General features: G+C 67.1%; 13 protein-coding genes. 10 read left to right on the top strand and 3 right to left on the bottom strand.

Annotation, left to right across the window (positions count from 1 at the left end; all coding sequences use genetic code 11):
- Nucleotides 1–96: 96 nt before the first annotated feature.
- From CLG96_RS00635 to CLG96_RS00625, 3 genes are read right to left on the bottom strand one after another with little or no spacing between them, the layout of a single operon-like run.
- The gene (locus tag CLG96_RS00635) at nt 97–1,173 is read right to left on the bottom strand and encodes a tartrate dehydrogenase (RefSeq protein ID WP_107965940.1); all 1,077 of its coding nucleotides are present in this window, start codon (nt 1,171–1,173) and stop codon (nt 97–99) included.
- A gap of 19 nt (nt 1,174–1,192) precedes the next feature.
- Nucleotides 1,193–2,671, bottom strand: a complete 1,479-nt coding sequence (locus tag CLG96_RS00630) for an NAD-dependent succinate-semialdehyde dehydrogenase (RefSeq protein ID WP_107965939.1) — start codon at nt 2,669–2,671, stop codon at nt 1,193–1,195.
- Nucleotides 2,671–3,534 carry a GNAT family N-acetyltransferase gene (locus CLG96_RS00625; RefSeq protein WP_107965938.1) on the bottom strand — a complete coding sequence of 288 codons (864 nt, stop codon included), beginning with the start codon at nt 3,532–3,534 and terminating at the stop codon, nt 2,671–2,673. Before CLG96_RS00625 ends, CLG96_RS00630 begins: the two co-directional genes overlap by 1 nt.
- 291 nt (nt 3,535–3,825) lie before the next feature.
- Here CLG96_RS00625 and CLG96_RS00620 point away from each other — a divergent pair, with 291 nt between their 5' ends.
- From CLG96_RS00620 to CLG96_RS00575, 10 genes are all read left to right on the top strand, one after another.
- Nucleotides 3,826–5,328, top strand: a complete 1,503-nt coding sequence (locus CLG96_RS00620) for an aldehyde dehydrogenase family protein (RefSeq protein ID WP_107965937.1) — start codon at nt 3,826–3,828, stop codon at nt 5,326–5,328.
- Between the two features lie 249 nt (nt 5,329–5,577).
- On the top strand, nt 5,578–6,855 hold the full coding sequence (locus CLG96_RS00615; RefSeq protein ID WP_107965936.1) for an NAD(P)/FAD-dependent oxidoreductase: 1,278 nt from the start codon (nt 5,578–5,580) through the stop codon (nt 6,853–6,855).
- Nucleotides 6,852–8,408, top strand: a complete 1,557-nt coding sequence (locus tag CLG96_RS00610) for an ABC transporter substrate-binding protein (RefSeq protein ID WP_107965935.1) — start codon at nt 6,852–6,854, stop codon at nt 8,406–8,408. The genes CLG96_RS00615 and CLG96_RS00610 overlap by 4 nt, the downstream gene beginning before the upstream one ends.
- Nucleotides 8,405–9,367, top strand: coding sequence for an ABC transporter permease (locus CLG96_RS00605; protein ID WP_207796522.1), 963 nt, complete (start codon nt 8,405–8,407; stop codon nt 9,365–9,367). The genes CLG96_RS00610 and CLG96_RS00605 overlap by 4 nt, the downstream gene beginning before the upstream one ends.
- Nucleotides 9,364–10,236, top strand: a complete 873-nt coding sequence (locus CLG96_RS00600; RefSeq protein WP_107965934.1) for an ABC transporter permease — start codon at nt 9,364–9,366, stop codon at nt 10,234–10,236. Before CLG96_RS00605 ends, CLG96_RS00600 begins: the two co-directional genes overlap by 4 nt.
- Complete coding sequence (locus tag CLG96_RS00595; protein ID WP_107965933.1) at nt 10,233–12,062, top strand: ABC transporter ATP-binding protein; 1,830 nt, start codon at nt 10,233–10,235, stop codon at nt 12,060–12,062. The genes CLG96_RS00600 and CLG96_RS00595 overlap by 4 nt, the downstream gene beginning before the upstream one ends.
- Before the next feature lie 310 nt (nt 12,063–12,372).
- Entirely contained in the window at nt 12,373–13,587 is a 1,215-nt protein-coding gene (locus tag CLG96_RS00590; RefSeq protein ID WP_107965932.1) for an acetyltransferase domain-containing protein, read from the top strand.
- Between the two features lie 34 nt (nt 13,588–13,621).
- Nucleotides 13,622–13,936 carry a (2Fe-2S)-binding protein gene (locus CLG96_RS00585; RefSeq protein ID WP_107965931.1) on the top strand — a complete coding sequence of 105 codons (315 nt, stop codon included), beginning with the start codon at nt 13,622–13,624 and terminating at the stop codon, nt 13,934–13,936.
- Nucleotides 13,918–15,291: an FAD/NAD(P)-dependent oxidoreductase gene (locus CLG96_RS00580; RefSeq protein ID WP_107965930.1), complete on the top strand. Its 1,374-nt coding sequence runs from the start codon at nt 13,918–13,920 to the stop codon at nt 15,289–15,291. Before CLG96_RS00585 ends, CLG96_RS00580 begins: the two co-directional genes overlap by 19 nt.
- Complete coding sequence (locus CLG96_RS00575; RefSeq protein WP_107965929.1) at nt 15,288–16,415, top strand: NAD(P)/FAD-dependent oxidoreductase; 1,128 nt, start codon at nt 15,288–15,290, stop codon at nt 16,413–16,415. Before CLG96_RS00580 ends, CLG96_RS00575 begins: the two co-directional genes overlap by 4 nt.
- Nucleotides 16,416–16,476 lie beyond the last annotated feature (61 nt).

The raw sequence follows: 16,476 nt of genomic DNA, 5'->3' as shown, positions 1-16,476 counted from the left end.
AGAGAACGCTGATCCGGCCCTTCCATCCGGCGCGACATATTTTTCTCGGGGCCCGCACAGCAGATAATGCTGCGCGGGATTCGCGGTCAGCCCCCGTCAGTCGAGCGCGTCGGCGATCGCGCGTCCGCACGTCTCCGTGTTCGCCGTGCCGCCAAGGTCGGCGGTGCGCAGCGCGGGGTCGGCGAGCACCGTCTCGATCGCGCGGACGATCGCGGCGGCGGCTTCCGTCTCGCCAATATGGTCGAGCATCATCGCGGCCGACCAGATCTGGCCCACCGGATTGGCGATGCCCTTGCCCGCAATGTCGGGGGCGGAGCCATGGACCGGCTCGAACAGCGAGGGGACGCTGCGGTCCGGATTGATGTTGCCGCAGGGCGCGATGCCGATCGTGCCGGTGCAGGCCGGGCCCAGATCGGACAAAATGTCGCCGAACAGATTGGATGCGACGACGACGTCGAACCGGTCGGGGTTCAGCACGAACTGCGCCGCCAATATGTCGATATGATATTTGTCGTGCCGGATGTCGGGATAGCGCTCGGCCATCGCTTCGACGCGGCCGTCCCAATAAGGCATTGTGATGGCAATGCCGTTGGACTTGGTGGCTGAAGTCAGATGCTTCTTCGGCCGCTGCTGGGCGAGGTCGAAGGCATATTTCAGGATGCGGTCGACCCCGGTGCGGGTCATCACCGTCTCCTGGATCACCACCTCCCGCTCGGTGCCCGGAAAGGCCGTGCCGCCGATCGCCGAATATTCGCCCTCTGTATTCTCGCGCACCACCCAGAAATCGATGTCGCCCGGCTTGCGGCCCGCCAGCGGGCAGGGCACGCCCGGCATCAGCCGCACCGGGCGGAGGTTGACATATTGGTCATATTCCCGCCGGAACTGGATCAGCGAGCCCCAGAGCGAGACATGGTCGGGCACGGTATCGGGCCAGCCGACCGCGCCGAAGAAGATCGCCGCCGGATTGCCGATGCGCGCCTTCCAGTCGTCGGGCATCATCTGGCCGTGGCGAGCATAATAATCGCAGCTCGCAAAATCATGCCATTGCTGCTCGATGCGGAAGCCGTAGCGGCTGGCGGCGGCCTCGAGCACGCGCACGCCTTCCGGCACCACTTCCTTGCCGATGCCGTCGCCGGGGATGATCGCGATGGTGTAGCTGCGTTGGTCGGCCATGCCGGTCTCTGTCCTCTATTCAGTCTGCGCGAAGCTTGAGGCCGCCGATGTGGAAGGCCTTGGGCTCCAGATATTCCTCGATGCCGAGCTGGCCGCCCTCGCGTCCCAGTCCGGATTGCTTGATGCCGCCGAAGGGCGCCATCTCCATCGCGATCGAGCCGGTGTTGAGCCCGACCATGCCGAATTCCAGCGCCTCGGCGACGCGCCAGGAGCGATGGATGTCGTTGGTGTAGAAATAGGCGGCGAGCCCATAGGGCGTGGCATTGGCCAGCTCGATCGCCTCCGCCTCATGCCGGAAGCGGAAGACGGGGGCGATGGGGCCGAACGTCTCCTCCTCCGCCAGCCGCATAGCGGCCGCCGCTCCGGTCAGCACGACCGGCCGGGCAAAACGCGTGGGATCGAGATCGCTGTCGGCGGCCGCATACAGGGTCGCGCCCTTCGCCAGCGCATCCTCGACATGGGCGGCGACCTTGGCCGTCGCGGCGGAATTGATCAGCGGGCCGATCGTCGTGCCGGCAGCGCGCCCGTCGCCGACGCGGAGCGCGCGGACGGCGGCACCCAGCCGCTCGACGAAGGCGTCGTGAATCCCGTCCTGGACGAATATGCGATTGGCGCAGACGCAGGTCTGGCCGGCATTGCGGAACTTGCTGGCCATTGCGCCCGCGACGGCGAGATCGACATCGGCATCGTCGAAGACGAGGAAGGGCGCATTGCCGCCCAGCTCGAGGCTGAGCCGCTTGATGCCGTCGGCGCTCTGCCGCATCAGCAACGCGCCGACGCGGGTCGATCCGGTGAAGGAGAGCTTGCGGACGACCGGATTGGCGGTCAGCTCGCCGCCTATCCCCTCGGGCAGACCGGTGACGACGCTCAGAACGCCCGCCGGCACGCCGGCGCGTTCGGCGAGCAGCGCCAGGGCGAGCGCCGTGAAAGGCGTGAGCTCCGAAGGCTTTACCACCATCGTGCATCCTGCCGCCAGCGCGGGCGCGCATTTGCGCGTGATCATCGCCGCCGGGAAGTTCCACGGCGTGATCGCGGCGGTGACGCCCACCGGCTCCTTGAGCACCAAGACGCGACGGTCCGCGGTGGGCGCAGGAACGCCATGGCCGCCGATCCTGCGGCCCTCCTCCGCGAACCATTTGACGAAGGTGGCGGCGTAGCGGATCTCGCCTTCCGCCTCGGCCAGCGGCTTGCCCTGCTCGGCGGTCATGATCCGGCCGAGATCGGCGACATTGGCGAGGATGAGGTCGTGCCATCGTTCGAGGATCGCCGCCCGCTCGCCTGCGGGCCTTGCCCGCCAGGGCCCTAGCGCCTCGGCCGCGGCGTCGATCGCCGCGCGGGCATCGGCGGCGTCACCCGCGGGCACGGCGCCGATCCGCGCACCGGTGGCGGGATCGGTGACGTCGATGGTCGCGCCGCTCGACGCCTCGGTCCAGCGGCCGCCGATGAAGGCGCGCTCGATGAACAGCGCGGGATCGGCGAGGTCGGGAAGCGCCGCCATCAGCCGAGCGCCTGGGTGACGATCGCGAAGGAGCGCATGTCGCCCGTCGCGGGAAGCGGCTTGCCGCGCAGCATGGTGACGACGCGCCCGACGCGGACGATGCCCAGATCCTCCAGCCAGGCCGAAAGGCCACTATCGCCCGGAATATCGAGCCGGGTGAACTTGCCCGCCTGCGATCCCAGCCAGTGCGAGATCAGCGCCTTGGCGCGCACAATGTCCGGCGCCACGACCGGGCCGACCGAATAGCCCCGGCCGAAGCGGCGGAACAGGGCGAAGCCGGCCTGGCGGCCATCCTCGTCCAATATGACGCCATGCGCCGAGTTTTGAAGCTCGGCCAGCAGCGCGGGACGGGTGAGGCCCGTGGCCGCTTCGGTCATCGCTGCGACAGCCTCCCAGTCGCTCGTGCCGAGCGGGCGGATGCGCTCGCCCGTCTCGAGCGGGATGATCGGCACGGAAAAGGCGGCGCCTTGATGCTGGAGGATCTCGCCGACCGGCTCGAAACCCAGCTTGCGGTATAGCGGCTCGCCTTCCTCGGTGGAGTTGAGCATCTGCGATTCGGCCTTGGTCGCGGCAAGCGCCGTTTCCATCAGCATCCGCCCGATGCCCGCGCCGCGATGATCACGCGAAACGATGACCATGCCGATTGTCGCCGCCTTCGGGCCGCAGGGCCACCACATGGTCGTGCCCACGACGGTATCGCCCTCCACGGCGACGACGCCGTCGCCGAGCGCCAGCAGCATTTCCCAATCTTCCAGGCGATGCGGCCATTGCTCGGCTTTCGATAGGGCTTGGGCGGCGGCCAGGTCCGCCGACGTCATAGCGCGCAGGCGCAGGCGGGAGTCCGGTTCCGGTACTGTCGCCATTGGTCAATATTCTCCTTCTGCGATCGCGGCGCCGCCCTGTTGATTATCGAATTCTGCGCGGGGGCGTCCGACATTGCATTGCGATACACCGCATTCCCAAGCATTCGCTGCCGCGCGAAAGCTTGGCTGCGGTCTGGTGCGATCGAATTCACATATAATCCGAAATAAAATGCCGTGGCCGTGACCCTAGTCTTGCGCTGCTGCCGGCGGCGACCGCTCTTTGGCAGGGATTATCGGCGCTTTGGAGGGAAAGCAGAGCATGACCGACCTCGCACGCTGGGTGGCCGCCATATGACGATTGCCATTGCCGCGGCGACGTTCGATCCCGATGGCGTCGTTCCGCCCGCAGGAAATTTCATCGGCGGCGTCCATGTCGCGGGGCAGGGGGCTGCGATGTCCGTGCTGCGGCCGTCCGATCGGCGCGTCTATTGCGATATGGCGACGGCCAGCGTCGATCAGGTGGCCGAGGCGGCGGAGCGCGCCTGGCAGGCATTCCACCGTAGCGGCTGGGCGACGGCGGCGCCGCGCGATCGCATTCGTGTGATGCGCCGCTGGGCCGATCTGGTGGAGGCCGATGTCGTCAATCTCGCTCGGCTGGAGGCGGTCGGCTCCACCCGGCCGATCGCGGAGGCTGTGGCATGGGATGTGCCGACCACGGCCGAGTGCATTCGCTTCTTTTCCGAATTCGCGGACAAGTCCGGCGGGGAGATCGGGGCTACGCGGCACGATAATCTGGGGCTGATCCTGAACCAGCCTTATGGCGTGATCGGTGCCATCGCGCCCTGGAATTTCCCGCTCGTCATGGCCTGCTGGAAGATTGCGCCGGCGCTCGCGGCAGGCAATGCCGTCGTCCTGAAGCCTTCCGAAATGACGCCGTTCAGCGTCGTCCGCCTAGCCGAGCTCGCGATCGAGGCAGGGCTTCCCGCGGGCATGCTCAATATCGTGCAGGGGGACGGGCGCACGGTCGGCGACGCCATCGTTCGTCATCCGCGTATCGCCAAGATCACCTTCACCGGATCGACCCGGACAGGGGCGGCGATCATGGCCGCCAGCGCCGAAAGCGGCATCAAGCCGGTGACGCTGGAACTGGGCGGCAAGAGCCCGCAGATCGTCTTCGCCGACGCGCCCGATATTGCGCGCACCGCCGCCACGGTGGCGCGCGCGATCAGCGGCAATGCCGGGCAGGTCTGCGTCGCCGGATCGCGGCTGATCGTCGAGAGGCGGGTCGCGGACGAGATGATCGATCGGATCGGCAAGGCATTCGAGGCGCTGAAGCCCGGCGCCACCTGGCAGGATGGCACGACCCTGTCGCCGATTATTTCCGACGGACAGTGCGATCGTATCGACGGCATCGTCCGGCGCGCGGTGGCGGAGGGAGCGACCGTCGTTACCGGCGGTGGCCGTGCGACCGCGCCGCAGGACGGGGCTTTCTATCGCCCGACCATCCTGACCGACGTGGCTGCCGAAGGAGAGGCGGTGCGCGCGGAGATATTCGGCCCCGTGCTGACGGTCCAGACCTTCACCGACGAGGAGGAAGCGCTGTCGCTGGCTGACCATCCCGATTATGGCCTTGCCGCGGGCGTTCATACGGGCGATCTCGCGCGCGCCCTGCGCGCCGTTCGCCGGCTCGAGGCGGGCACGGTATGGGTCAATCGCTATGGCCGCTCGGGCGACTTCATCCTGCCCACCGGCGGCTTCAAGCGCTCCGGCATCGGGCGGGATCTGGGGCGCCAGGCCTATGAGGCAAACCTGCATAGCAAGACGGCGCTGATCGATTTCGGCGATTCCGTCTGAGGCTTTCGCGCATGCCGGCCGGCCGCAACAATCTGTGCGGTTCAGGCTCGCGAAATGGCAGATGCTGTCTTGGGCGCCGCAATATTATGCCGACAATGCGGAGGGGTTGAGAGACAGTGAAGGGGTTGAACGGCGCATGCCGCCAATGAAGCCGGAGGGGTCAGGCTCGATGTCGAACGCTATAGCAGTGGTTTGTGACGGAAAGTTGACCTGCTGCCGCATGGCTCGGGCTCGTTGAGAGCGGCATCGATGAAGCTCGATTCCTACTGGCTCGATAGCGCTCCTCGCTTCACCGGCGGATCGTCCGCTCCCGTGGAAGGCAAGGCTGGCGTCGTCGTCATCGGCGGCGGTTTCACCGGCCTTTCGGCGGCACTGGCGCTGGCGCGGCGCGGCGCGGATGTCGTCCTGCTGGAGGCGGGGCGCGTCGCCGGCGAGGCGTCCGGCCGCAATGGCGGGCATTGCAATAACGGGCTGGCGAGCGATCTTGGCGGCCTTGCCGGCCGGATCGGCATGGAAGCGGCGCGTGGCCTCTATCGGGCGTTCGACGATGCCGTCGACACGGTCGAGCGGCTGATCGTGGAAGAGCGGATCGACTGCGACTTCGTTCGCAACGGCAAGCTGAAGCTGGCCGCCAAGCCGGGTCATTATGAGAAGCTGGCCCGCAGCGCCGAGGTGCTGGCGCGCGAGGTGGAGCCCGATATCCGGCTGCTCGATCGGGCGGCGCTGGCGGGCGAGGTCGGGTCGGATGCCTTTCATGGCGGTCTCGTTTTTCCGCACAGCGCATCCTTCCATATGGGCCGCTTCGCCGTCGGTCTGGCCGAGGCGGCGGTGCGGGCGGGTGTCGTCATCCAGGAAGGTGCGGCCGTCACCGGATTGCGCCGGCTGAACGGAAGCCGTTACCGGATCAGGACGACGCGCGGGACGATCGAGGCGGATCAGCTGCTGCTCGCCACGGGTGCGTCGATGCGTGGGCCGTTCGGCTGGTTTCGCCGGCGGATCGTGCCGATCGGCAGCTTCATCATCGCCACCGAGCCGCTGTCGCCCGATCTGATCGCACGGCTGATGCCGGGGCGGCGCAACTGCACGACCACCAAGAATATCGGCAATTATTTCCGCCTGACCGGCGATGATCGGCTGATCTTCGGTGGCCGCGCGCGCTTCGCCCTTTCGAGCCCGACCAGCGACCAGCGCAGCGGCGCGATACTGGAACAGGCGCTCGGCACCATCTTTCCCGATCTGGCGGCGGCGCCGATCTCCCATTGCTGGGGCGGCGTGGTGGACATGACCGCCGATCGTATGCCGCGTGCCGGCGAGCGTGACGGCCTCTTCTATTCGCTCGGCTATAGCGGCCATGGCACGCAGATGTCGGTCCATATGGGGCAGCAGATGGCGCGGGTGATGGCCGGCGATGTCGGCGCCAATCTGTGGCGCGATTTCGACTGGCCGGCCATTCCAGGCCATTTCGGGCCGCCTTGGTTTCTGCCGTTCGTCGGCGCTTATTATCGTTTCCAGGATGCGATCCGGTGATCGGCGGCGTTCCTTCGGTCTCGCGGCGCGATGTCGTCCGCCTTCTCGCCGCCGGGGGTGTGGCGACCGTCCTGCCGGGCGCGCTTGCAGGCTGCGGCGTGAGCGATCCCCGGCCGCCGGTGAAGGGTGGCCGTCTGCGCGTGGCGACGAACAACAGCTCCACCGCCGACACGCTCGATCCCGCCAAGCAAGCGGTGGCGACGGATTATTGCCGTTGCCACATGTTCTATAACGGTCTCACCAGCCTCGACGAGCATTCGCGGGCGCAACTGGCGCTCGCCGAGTCGATCGAAAGCCGCGATGCCACCGTCTGGACGGTGAAGCTGCGCCGCGACGTGCGTTTCCATGACGGCAAGAAGCTGACCGCCGATGACGTCGTCTATTCGCTGCGCCGCCATGCCGATCCGGCGGTGGGGTCGAAGGCGCGCGTCTTCGCCAGCCAATTCGCGGAAATCCGCGCCATGGCGCCGGACGAGGTGCGGATCACGCTGATCGCCCCCAATGCCGATCTGCCGGTGATATTGGGCATCAATAATTTTCAGATCATCCGGGACGGCACGACCGATTTCACCACCGCCAACGGCACCGGGCCGTTCCGCTGCAAGGAATATACGCCCGGCGTCCGATCGGTCTCGGTCCGCAATGAGGATTATTGGCGCCGGCCGCCGCATCTGGGCGAGGTGGAGCTGTTCGCCATCGCCGATGAAAATGCCCGCGTGAACGCGCTGCTGTCGGGCGATGTGGACCTGATCAACGCCATCAACCCGCGCATCACCAAGCAGCTTCGCCGCGCGGGGCTCGAGATTTTCGAATCCAAATCGGGCGGCTTCACCGACCTCGTCATCCGTCTCGATCAGGCGCCCGGCCACAATCCCGATTTCGTGCTGGGCATGAAATATCTCCTGGACCGGGCGACGATGCGCAACGCGATCTTCCGCGATTATGCGATGCTCGCCAACGATCATCCCATCCCGCCCACAAATCCCTATTTCAATCCCGATCTGCCCCAGCGGCCCTATGATCTCGATCGGGCCCGCTTCCATTTCAGGCGCGCCGGCCTGCTCGGCGCGACCGTGCCGATCGTGACCGCGCCGCCGGCCGAGAAATCGGACGATATCGCGGTTCTGATGCAGGCGTCGGCGCGCAAGGCGGGGCTCAACCTCGATATTCGCCGCGTTCCTGCCGACGGTTATTGGGCCAATCACTGGATGAAGGTGCCGGTGGGCTTCGGCAATGTGAATGCGCGCCCGACCGCCGACATCATCTTCACCCAATTCTTCAAGTCCGACGCGCCGTGGAACGAATCCGGCTGGAAGAATGAGCGGTTCGACCGGCTGTTGCTGGAGGCGCGCGCCGACAGGGACGAGGGGCGTCGCCGCGCAATCTATCAGGAGATGCAGCGCATGATCCATGCGCAGTCGGGCGTCGGCATCCCGCTGTTCATCAGCACGCTGGATGCCCATAGCCCGCGGCTGAAGGGCATGCGGCCGATGCCGCAGGGCGGGTTGATGGGTGGCGCCTTCGCCGAACATGTCTGGCTGGAGGACGCATGATGCTGAACCTTCAGATCGCCCGTATGATCGCGGTGCGGGTTGCCAGCGCGCTGGCAACCATGCTGCTGGTCTCGATCGTGGTCTTTGCCGCCAATTTCCTGATGGGCGGCGATGTCGCCGAGGCCATTCTGGGCCAGAGCGCCACGCCCGAGGCGGTCGCCGGCCTGCGCCGGGCGATGAATCTCGATCAGCCGGCCTATCAGCGTTACCTGAGCTGGCTGTTCGGCCTTCTGGCCGGCGATCCCGGCAATTCGCTGATCAATAATATGCCGGTGCTGGACCTGATCGGGCCGCGCCTCTCCAATTCGCTGTTGCTCGCCGGGCTGACAGCTCTGGTCTCCGTGCCCGTGGCGCTCGTCCTGGGCATCGCGGCCGCGACCTGGCGCGGCTCCGCTTTCGACCGGACTATCAGCCTGGTCAGCATCGGCATCGTTTCCGTGCCCGAATTCCTGGTCGCGACGCTGGCCGTACTGGTCTTCGCGGTGATGCTGCACTGGCTGCCCGCGCTGTCCTCGACGCGCGACATCGATTCGCTGTCGGCGCTGCTCAGGGTCTTCGCCATGCCCGTGCTCAGCCTGTCCTGCGTCATCATCGCGCAGATGATCCGGATGACGCGCGCGGCGGTGGTCGATGCGCTGGCCAGTTCCTATGTCGAAACCGCGCGACTGAAGGGCGCGGGCCCGGTCCGCATCGTGCTGCGCCATGCGCTGCCCAATGCTATTGGCCCGATCGCCAGTGCGGTCGCGCTCAGCCTGTCGGTGCTGATGGGTGGCGTTATCGTCGTCGAGATCATCTTCAACTATCCCGGCGTCGCCAAGCTGATGGTCGATGCGGTCGCCACCCGCGACATGCCGCTGGTCCAGACCGTCGCCATGATTTTCTGCTCCTCCTATCTCGTGCTCGTCACGACCGCCGACATCATCGCCATCCTCGCCAATCCGAGGCTCCGCCACCGATGACCGACGCCCAGTCCATTGCGCCCGCCGAAGCGCCTGCCGCCAAGCGCCAGCGCCGTCCACGCCGCATCAATCTCAGCGGTGCCATCGGCCTCGTCACCGTCAGTTTCTGGCTGGTGGTCGCAGCGATCGGGCCCGCGCTGGCGCCGCATGATGTGGGCGCGGTCGTCGATCTCGACGTGTTCAGTCCGGCGAGCGCCGCCTTTCCGCTCGGGACCGACTATCTCGGCCGCGACATTCTCAGCCGCATGCTGACCGCCGCGCGCTATACGGTGTTCATTGCGCTGGTCGCGACGCTGCTCGCGGCATCGGTGGGCGTGCTGTTCGGGCTGGCGGCGGCGACCGTCGGCGGCTGGATCGACATGCTGCTCGTGCGCCTGTTCGACACGCTGATCGCGATCCCCAGCCTGATGTTCAGCCTGGTCGTGATCGCTTCGCTCGGCTCCTCGATCCCGGTGCTCATCGGGACGATCGCGCTGATCTATACGCCGGGCGCGTTTCGCATCGCGCGGGCGCTCGCGCTCAACGTCGCGGCGATGGATTTCGTGCAGGTCGCCCGCACGCGCGGCGAGGGCATCGGCTATATCGTCCGGTGCGAAATCCTGCCGAACGTGATCGGGCCGCTGCTCGCCGATTTCGGTCTGCGCTTCGTCTTCGTCGTGCTGCTGCTCAGCGGTCTCAGCTTCCTGGGCCTGGGCGTCCAGCCGCCTTATGCCGATCTTGGCTCGCTCGTCCGGGAGAATATCGCCGGCCTGGGCTATGGCGCGCCGGCGGTGCTGTTTCCTGCGATCGCGATCGCGACGCTCACCATCGGGGTCAATCTCGTGATCGATAATCTGCCGGGCGGCCGCCCGGGCGCGGGCCGGCGATGACGGCGCCGCTGGTTCGCATCGAAGGGCTGCGCATCGTCGCGCGGCAGGATGACGGCGGGGAAATGCCGATCGTCGAGAATGTCGACCTGACCGTGGGGCGGGGCGAGGTGCTCGCGCTGATCGGCGAGTCCGGATCGGGCAAGACGACGATCGCGCTGTCCATGCTGGGCTATGCCCGGCCCGGCTGCCGGATCGCGGGGGGGCAGATCGAGGTGGCGGGGCTTCCCGTCCATGCGCTCGATGCGCGGGAGCTTCGCGATCTGCGCGGGCGGACCGTCGCCTATGTCGCGCAGAGTGCTGCCGCGGCGTTCAATCCGGCGCGAACGATCATGTCGCAGGTGATCGAAAGCGCGCTGATCCACGGCACGCTGACCGAGGCCGAGGCGGAGGAGAAGGCGCGTGGCCTGTTCCGCGCGCTGGCGCTGCCGGATCCGGATGGGGTGGGCGCGCGCTATCCGCATCAGGTTTCGGGCGGGCAGCTCCAGCGCCTTCTGGCCGCCATGGCGCTGATCACCGATCCGGAGCTGGTGATATTCGACGAGCCGACGACCGCGCTCGACGTCACGACCCAGATCGAGGTGTTGAAGGCGTTCAAGGCGGTGGTCCGCGAGCGCAACACCACCGCCGTCTATGTCACGCACGATCTCGCCGTCGTGGCGCAGATCGCGGACCGGATCGTCGTGCTGCGCAACGGCGCGGTGCAGGAGACGGGAGATACCGGCCAGATCCTGTCGGCGCCCACCCATGATTATTCCCGCGCGCTCCTCGCCGCCGCCGCGCCGCGCGAGCGTGGCGAGGGATCCTTCCGGGAGCGAAGCGGCATTCCGCTGCTCGAGCTCAAGGGGCTGGTCGCGGGCTATGGCGGCACTGATGGCGCGGGCAATCCGCGCACGCGCATATTGGACGATGTCAGCGTCAGCATCCGCCGCGGCTCGATCCTGGGTGTGATCGGGGAATCGGGCTGCGGCAAGAGCACGCTGGCGCGCGTGATCGCCGGCCTGCACCCGGCGGCGAAGGGCGAGGTGCTGCTGGACGGCACGCCGATGGCCCCCGCGCTTTCCGCGCGCACGAAGGAAGAGCTGCAGCGCGTTCAGCTCGTTTTCCAGATCGCCGATACCGCGCTCAATCCGGCCTCGACCGTCCGGCACATATTGGCGCGGCCGCTGATCTTCTATCGCCGGCTTTCGGGCGCGGCGCTCCGCGCGGAGGTCAATCGGCTGCTCGATCTGGTCCATCTGCCGCGCCGCCTGGCCGATCGCTATCCGGCCGAGCTTTCGGGCGGGCAGAAGCAGCGCGTGAACCTCGCCCGGGCATTGGCGGCCGAGCCCGATCTCGTGCTGTGCGACGAGGTGACCTCGGCGCTCGATCCGGTGGTGGCGGCGGCGGTGCTCGACCTGCTGGTCGAGTTGCGCGCCGAGCTGGGCGTCGCTTATATGTTCATCAGCCACGATCTGGAGACGGTCCGCTCGATCTCGGACGAGGTCATGGTGCTCTATGGCGGCGTGAAGGTGGAGGCCGGCGACCGGGCGAGCCTGCAGACGCCGCCGCATCATCCCTATTCGCGCCTGCTCATGTCTTCCGTGCCGGAGTTGCGTCAGGGCTGGCTGGAGGAGGCGGGGCGCTCCTATGGCCGGGCGTTGGGCCGGGCCGCCGCCCAGCCGGGCGGATGCAATTTCTTCCCGCGCTGCGATCTCGCCATTCCGGGCCGATGCGATGTGCTGGCGCCGCCGCGCTGGCAAGTCGCCGGGCGGGAGATCGCCTGCCACCGCTCGGCGGACGATCTATGCGCTGCCGCCGATGAAGCTGCGCGCTTGGGCACCGGGTAAGGCGTGGCGAGGGATCTCCCGCCGGCATCCCGCGTGACAGCGCGGGCGAATGGGCAAATGGGGATCGCCAATGGCCGACATGTTCGTTCGTCCGCCGCTTTCAAATCGCGATGAATGTCCGCTGCAAAATGCGAAAACGGAAGATTTGGCGGTCAGTCGTTGCTGTAATCGGTCCACAAGACGGAGTTTCGCTGGAGTGGAGGCAAGCGGCTTTCCTGTCTCTCCGAAGAGAGAAGGTCGCTGAGGCGGAAGTCTTGCCGCTTGTCGCGGCATATGGGGCATCAAGGCGCGTTCTACGGAAGGGAATGGCATGGCGAGCTGGGCGGGAAATAAGGGCGTGATCGGCGCCGCGGGGGGTGTGGCCCCACCAAAAGCAGATGCGGCGGCCAAGGCGCGCACACGCCTGCTTTCGATCGACGCGCTGCGTGGGCTGGTCATGCTGTTCATGCTCGTCGATCATGTGCGCGAGACCTGGTATCTGCACATGCAGGTGACCGATCCGATGAACGCGCTCACCGTGGCGCCGGACCTCTTCTTCACGCGCCTGCTGAGCCAGCTCTGCGCGCCCGTGTTCGTCGCGCTGACCGGCCTTTCCGCCTATCTTTATGGCCAGTCGCACAGCCGCGCCGAAACCTCGCTCTTCCTGCTGAAGCGCGGGGCCTTCCTGATCTTCCTCGAGCTCACCTTCGTCGGCTTCGCCTGGTCCGCGCAGTTCCCGCCGCAGACCTTCTGGCTTCAGGTCATCTGGGCGATCGGCATCTGCATGATCGTGCTCGCCGGCCTGCTGCATCTGCCGCGCGCCTGGCAATTGGTCATCGGCGCGGTGATCGTCTGCGGCCATAATCTGCTCGACGGCGTCGTGCTGACGCCGGAGTCTCCCTTCTACATTCCCTGGGCGATCCTCCATCAGCGTTCGGTGATCGAGCTTGGTGGCGGCATGATCGCCAAGACGACCTATCCGGTCCTGCCGTGGATCGGCGTGATCCTGCTCGGCTATGCGGTCGGCCCGTGGTTCGCGCGCGGGGTCGATCCGGCGCAGCGGCTGCGGCGGCTGCTCATGCTGGGCGTGGCGCTGCTCGTCGGCTTCTTCGTGATCCGCTGGATCAACGTCTATGGCGAGAAGCCCTGGGTCCATACCGGCGACACGCTGCGCACGGTGATGAGCTTCCTCGCGCTCACCAAATATCCGCCGTCGCTGCTGTTCCTCATGCCCTCGCTCGGGCTGGGCGCCCTGTTCCTGCGGCTGTTCGAGCGCAAGCAGGAGAGCCGGCTGGTGCCGATGCTCGCCGTGCTCGGCGGTGCGCCGATGTTCTTCTACCTGCTCCACCTCTATGTGCTGAAGGCGCTCTATCTGATCGCTTTTCAGATCTGGGGAGCCAATCACGGCGCCTTCTTCGGCGTCGATAGCCTCGGGCCGGTGTGGCTGTGGGTCTTGGGCCTCATCATTCCGCTCTATCTTCCCACGCGCTGGTTTGCCGCGCTGAAGCAGCGTCGCAAGGACATCTGGTGGCTGAAATATCTCTGAGCAGGGCCGGTCGCCGGCGGAAGGGCGCGTAGAAGTGCAGACGGCACGATTCAAGCGAGTAAGCGAGCAGGATCGGAACCCGATCCGGCTCCTGATCGACGGGCAAGTGGTGAAGGCGCTGGATGGCGACAGCCTGCTCGTCGCCGTCCTCACCTCCGGGCCGGTGCTGCGCCAGTCCGAATTCGGCGACGGAAGCCGCGCCGGCTTCTGCCTGATGGGGGCTTGCCAGGATTGCTGGATGTGGACGGCCGACGGCCAGCGCATCCGCGCCTGCACCACCCCCGCGCGCGAAGGCATGAGCGTTCTTACCCAACCCCCATCCGAGGCATTATGGCCGATCCCCGCATAATCGTCGTCGGTGCCGGCCCGGCCGGCGTGCGCGCAGCCGAATGTCTGGTGGAGGCCGGGTTGCGCCCGATCGTCATCGACGAGGCGAGTTTTTCCGGCGGGCAGATCTACCGGCGCCAGCCGCGGAATTTCACCCGATCCTATGAGTCGCTCTACGGCTTCGACGCCGCCAAGGCGCGTGCGCTCCATGGCGCCTTCGACGGGCTGAAGGACGCGGTCGATTACCGGCCCGATACGCTCGCCTGGAACATCGCCGGCAATGTCCTCCATACGGTCTCCGACGGGGTGGCGCGTGCGATCGAGTTCGACGCGGCGATATTGGCGACGGGCGCCACGGACCGCCTGGCGCCGATCAAGGGCTGGACCTTGCCTGGCAGCTACAGCCTCGGTGGGTCCCAGATCGCGCTCAAGGCGCAGGCCTGCGGCATCGGCGCGCGGGTGGTGTTCATGGGCACCGGGCCGCTTCTGTACCTCGTCGCCTATCAATATGCGAAGGCCGGGGTGGAGGTCGCCGCCGTCCTCGATACCTCGCCGCTGTCCGCCCAGGCCAAGGCGATGGCGGATCTTGTGGTGCGCCCGGATTTCCTGGCGCGCGGCCTTTATTTCCGGGCGCAGCTCATGGCCCGGCGCGTAACGGTCAGGAATGGCATCACGCCGATCGAGGTCATCGGGCAATCCTCCGTCGAAGGCGTGCGCTATCGCACCGCCGACGGACGCGAGCATCGCATCGAGTGTGACGCGGTGGCGATGGGGTTCCATCTGCGCAGCGAGACGCAGCTTGCCGATCTGGCCGGCTGCCCCTTCGTCTTCGATGAGGCGACCGGCCAGTGGCGGCCCGAAAAGGATGGCGATGGGCGCACCGGCCGGCCCGGCATCTATGTCGCGGGCGATGGCGCGAAGGTGCTCGGCGCCGATGCGGCGGAGACGGCCGGCCGGCTTGCGGCGCTTGCGGCGATGAAGGATCTCGGCCGATCGGTCGAGGAGGCCGAGATGGATCGGCTTCGCGGCAAGATGCGGCGGTTCGATCGGTTCCGGCGCGGGCTGGCGACCGCCTTTCCCTGGCCTGCGGGGCTCGTCCGTCAGGTCGAGGATGATGTGATCGTCTGCCGCTGCGAGGTCATCACGGCTGGGCAGATCCGCGAGACCGCCTGCGCCAAGGGCGCGCCGGAGATGAACCGCACCAAGGCGCTGTCGCGCGTCGGCATGGGCCGTTGCCAGGGCCGCTTCTGCGGATCGGCAGCGGCGGAAATATTGGCGGAGGTACGCGGCAGGGATCTCTCAGAGGTCGGCCGGCTGCGCGGGCAGGCGCCCGTCAAGCCGCTGTCGGTGTCCACCATCGTGGAGAAGGCGGAATGAGGACCGCGGACGTCATCATCGTGGGCGGCGGCATCATGGGGGCGTCGGCCGCCTTCTTCCTGCGCCAGCGCGGCAAATCGGTGATTCTGCTCGAGCGCGATCTCGTCGGTCAGAAGGCGAGCGGCACCAATTTCGGCAATGTCCGCCGTCAGGGCCGTTATCTGCATCAGCTTCCGCTCGCCAATCGGGCGCGGGCGATATGGGGGGCGCTGCCCGAGCTGATCGGCGAAGATTGCGAGTTCATTGCGAGCGGCCATCTGCGCGTCTGCTACACGCGCGAGCAGGCGGACAGGCTGGAAGCCTATGCCCGTGACGCGCGCGACTATGGTCTCGATCTGGAGATGATCAGCGCCAATGCGCTGCGCGATCGCTTCCCCTATATCGGCCGGGAGGCGATCGCCGGCTCCTATGGGCCGCAGGACGGCCATGCCAATCCCCGCCTGACCGCGCCGGCCTTCGGCCGGGCTGCGGCGCGGGCAGGGGCGCTGGTCGAGGAGAATGCCGAGGTCCTCCACATCGAGAAGGTGGGTGAGGATTTCCGGGTGGAAGTGCGCGATCGCGGTATCTTCCGCGCGCCCGTCGTGCTGATCACCGCCGGCGCCTGGGGCGGCAAGCTGTCCGCCGCGTTCGGCGAGCCGGTGCCGATAAGCGTGCATGGCCCGCAAATGGCGGTGACGGAGCCGCTGCCCTATCGCATCGCGCCCACCATCGGCGTCAGCACGCCGCATGTGCATGAGACGGTCTATTTCCGGCAGGTGACGCGCGGCAACATCGTCTATGGCGGCAGCACGCGCGGGCCGGCGTCGAACGAGACGAACCGCGCCTCCGTCCTGCCCGAAAATACGCTTGGGCAGATGGAGCAGATGCGGCGGGTGATGCCCGGCCTCGCGGCGGTGAACATCATCCGCGTCTGGAGCGGCGTCGAAAGCTATATGGCGGACGATCTGCCCGTCATGGGGCCGAGCGGGAAGGTGCCGGGCCTTTATTATGCGTTCGGCTTTTGCGGCGCGGGCTTTCAGATCGGGCCGGGCGTGGGCGATGTCATGGCCGAACTCATCGCGACGGGCGCGACCTCCACGCCGATCGAGCCCTATCATATCCGCCGTTTCGCGGCGCAGGGCTGAATAATTCCGTCATCCCGGCCTGTGCCGGGATGACGATTGGGGAGCGGGCGGGACCTTGCGA

This window comes from Sphingomonas oleivorans (assembly GCF_003050615.1).
Classification (GTDB): Bacteria; Pseudomonadota; Alphaproteobacteria; order Sphingomonadales; family Sphingomonadaceae; genus Sphingomonas_H; species Sphingomonas_H oleivorans.
Note: the sequence above shows the minus strand (reverse complement) of the source record. Positions and strands in the feature narration are given on the sequence as shown.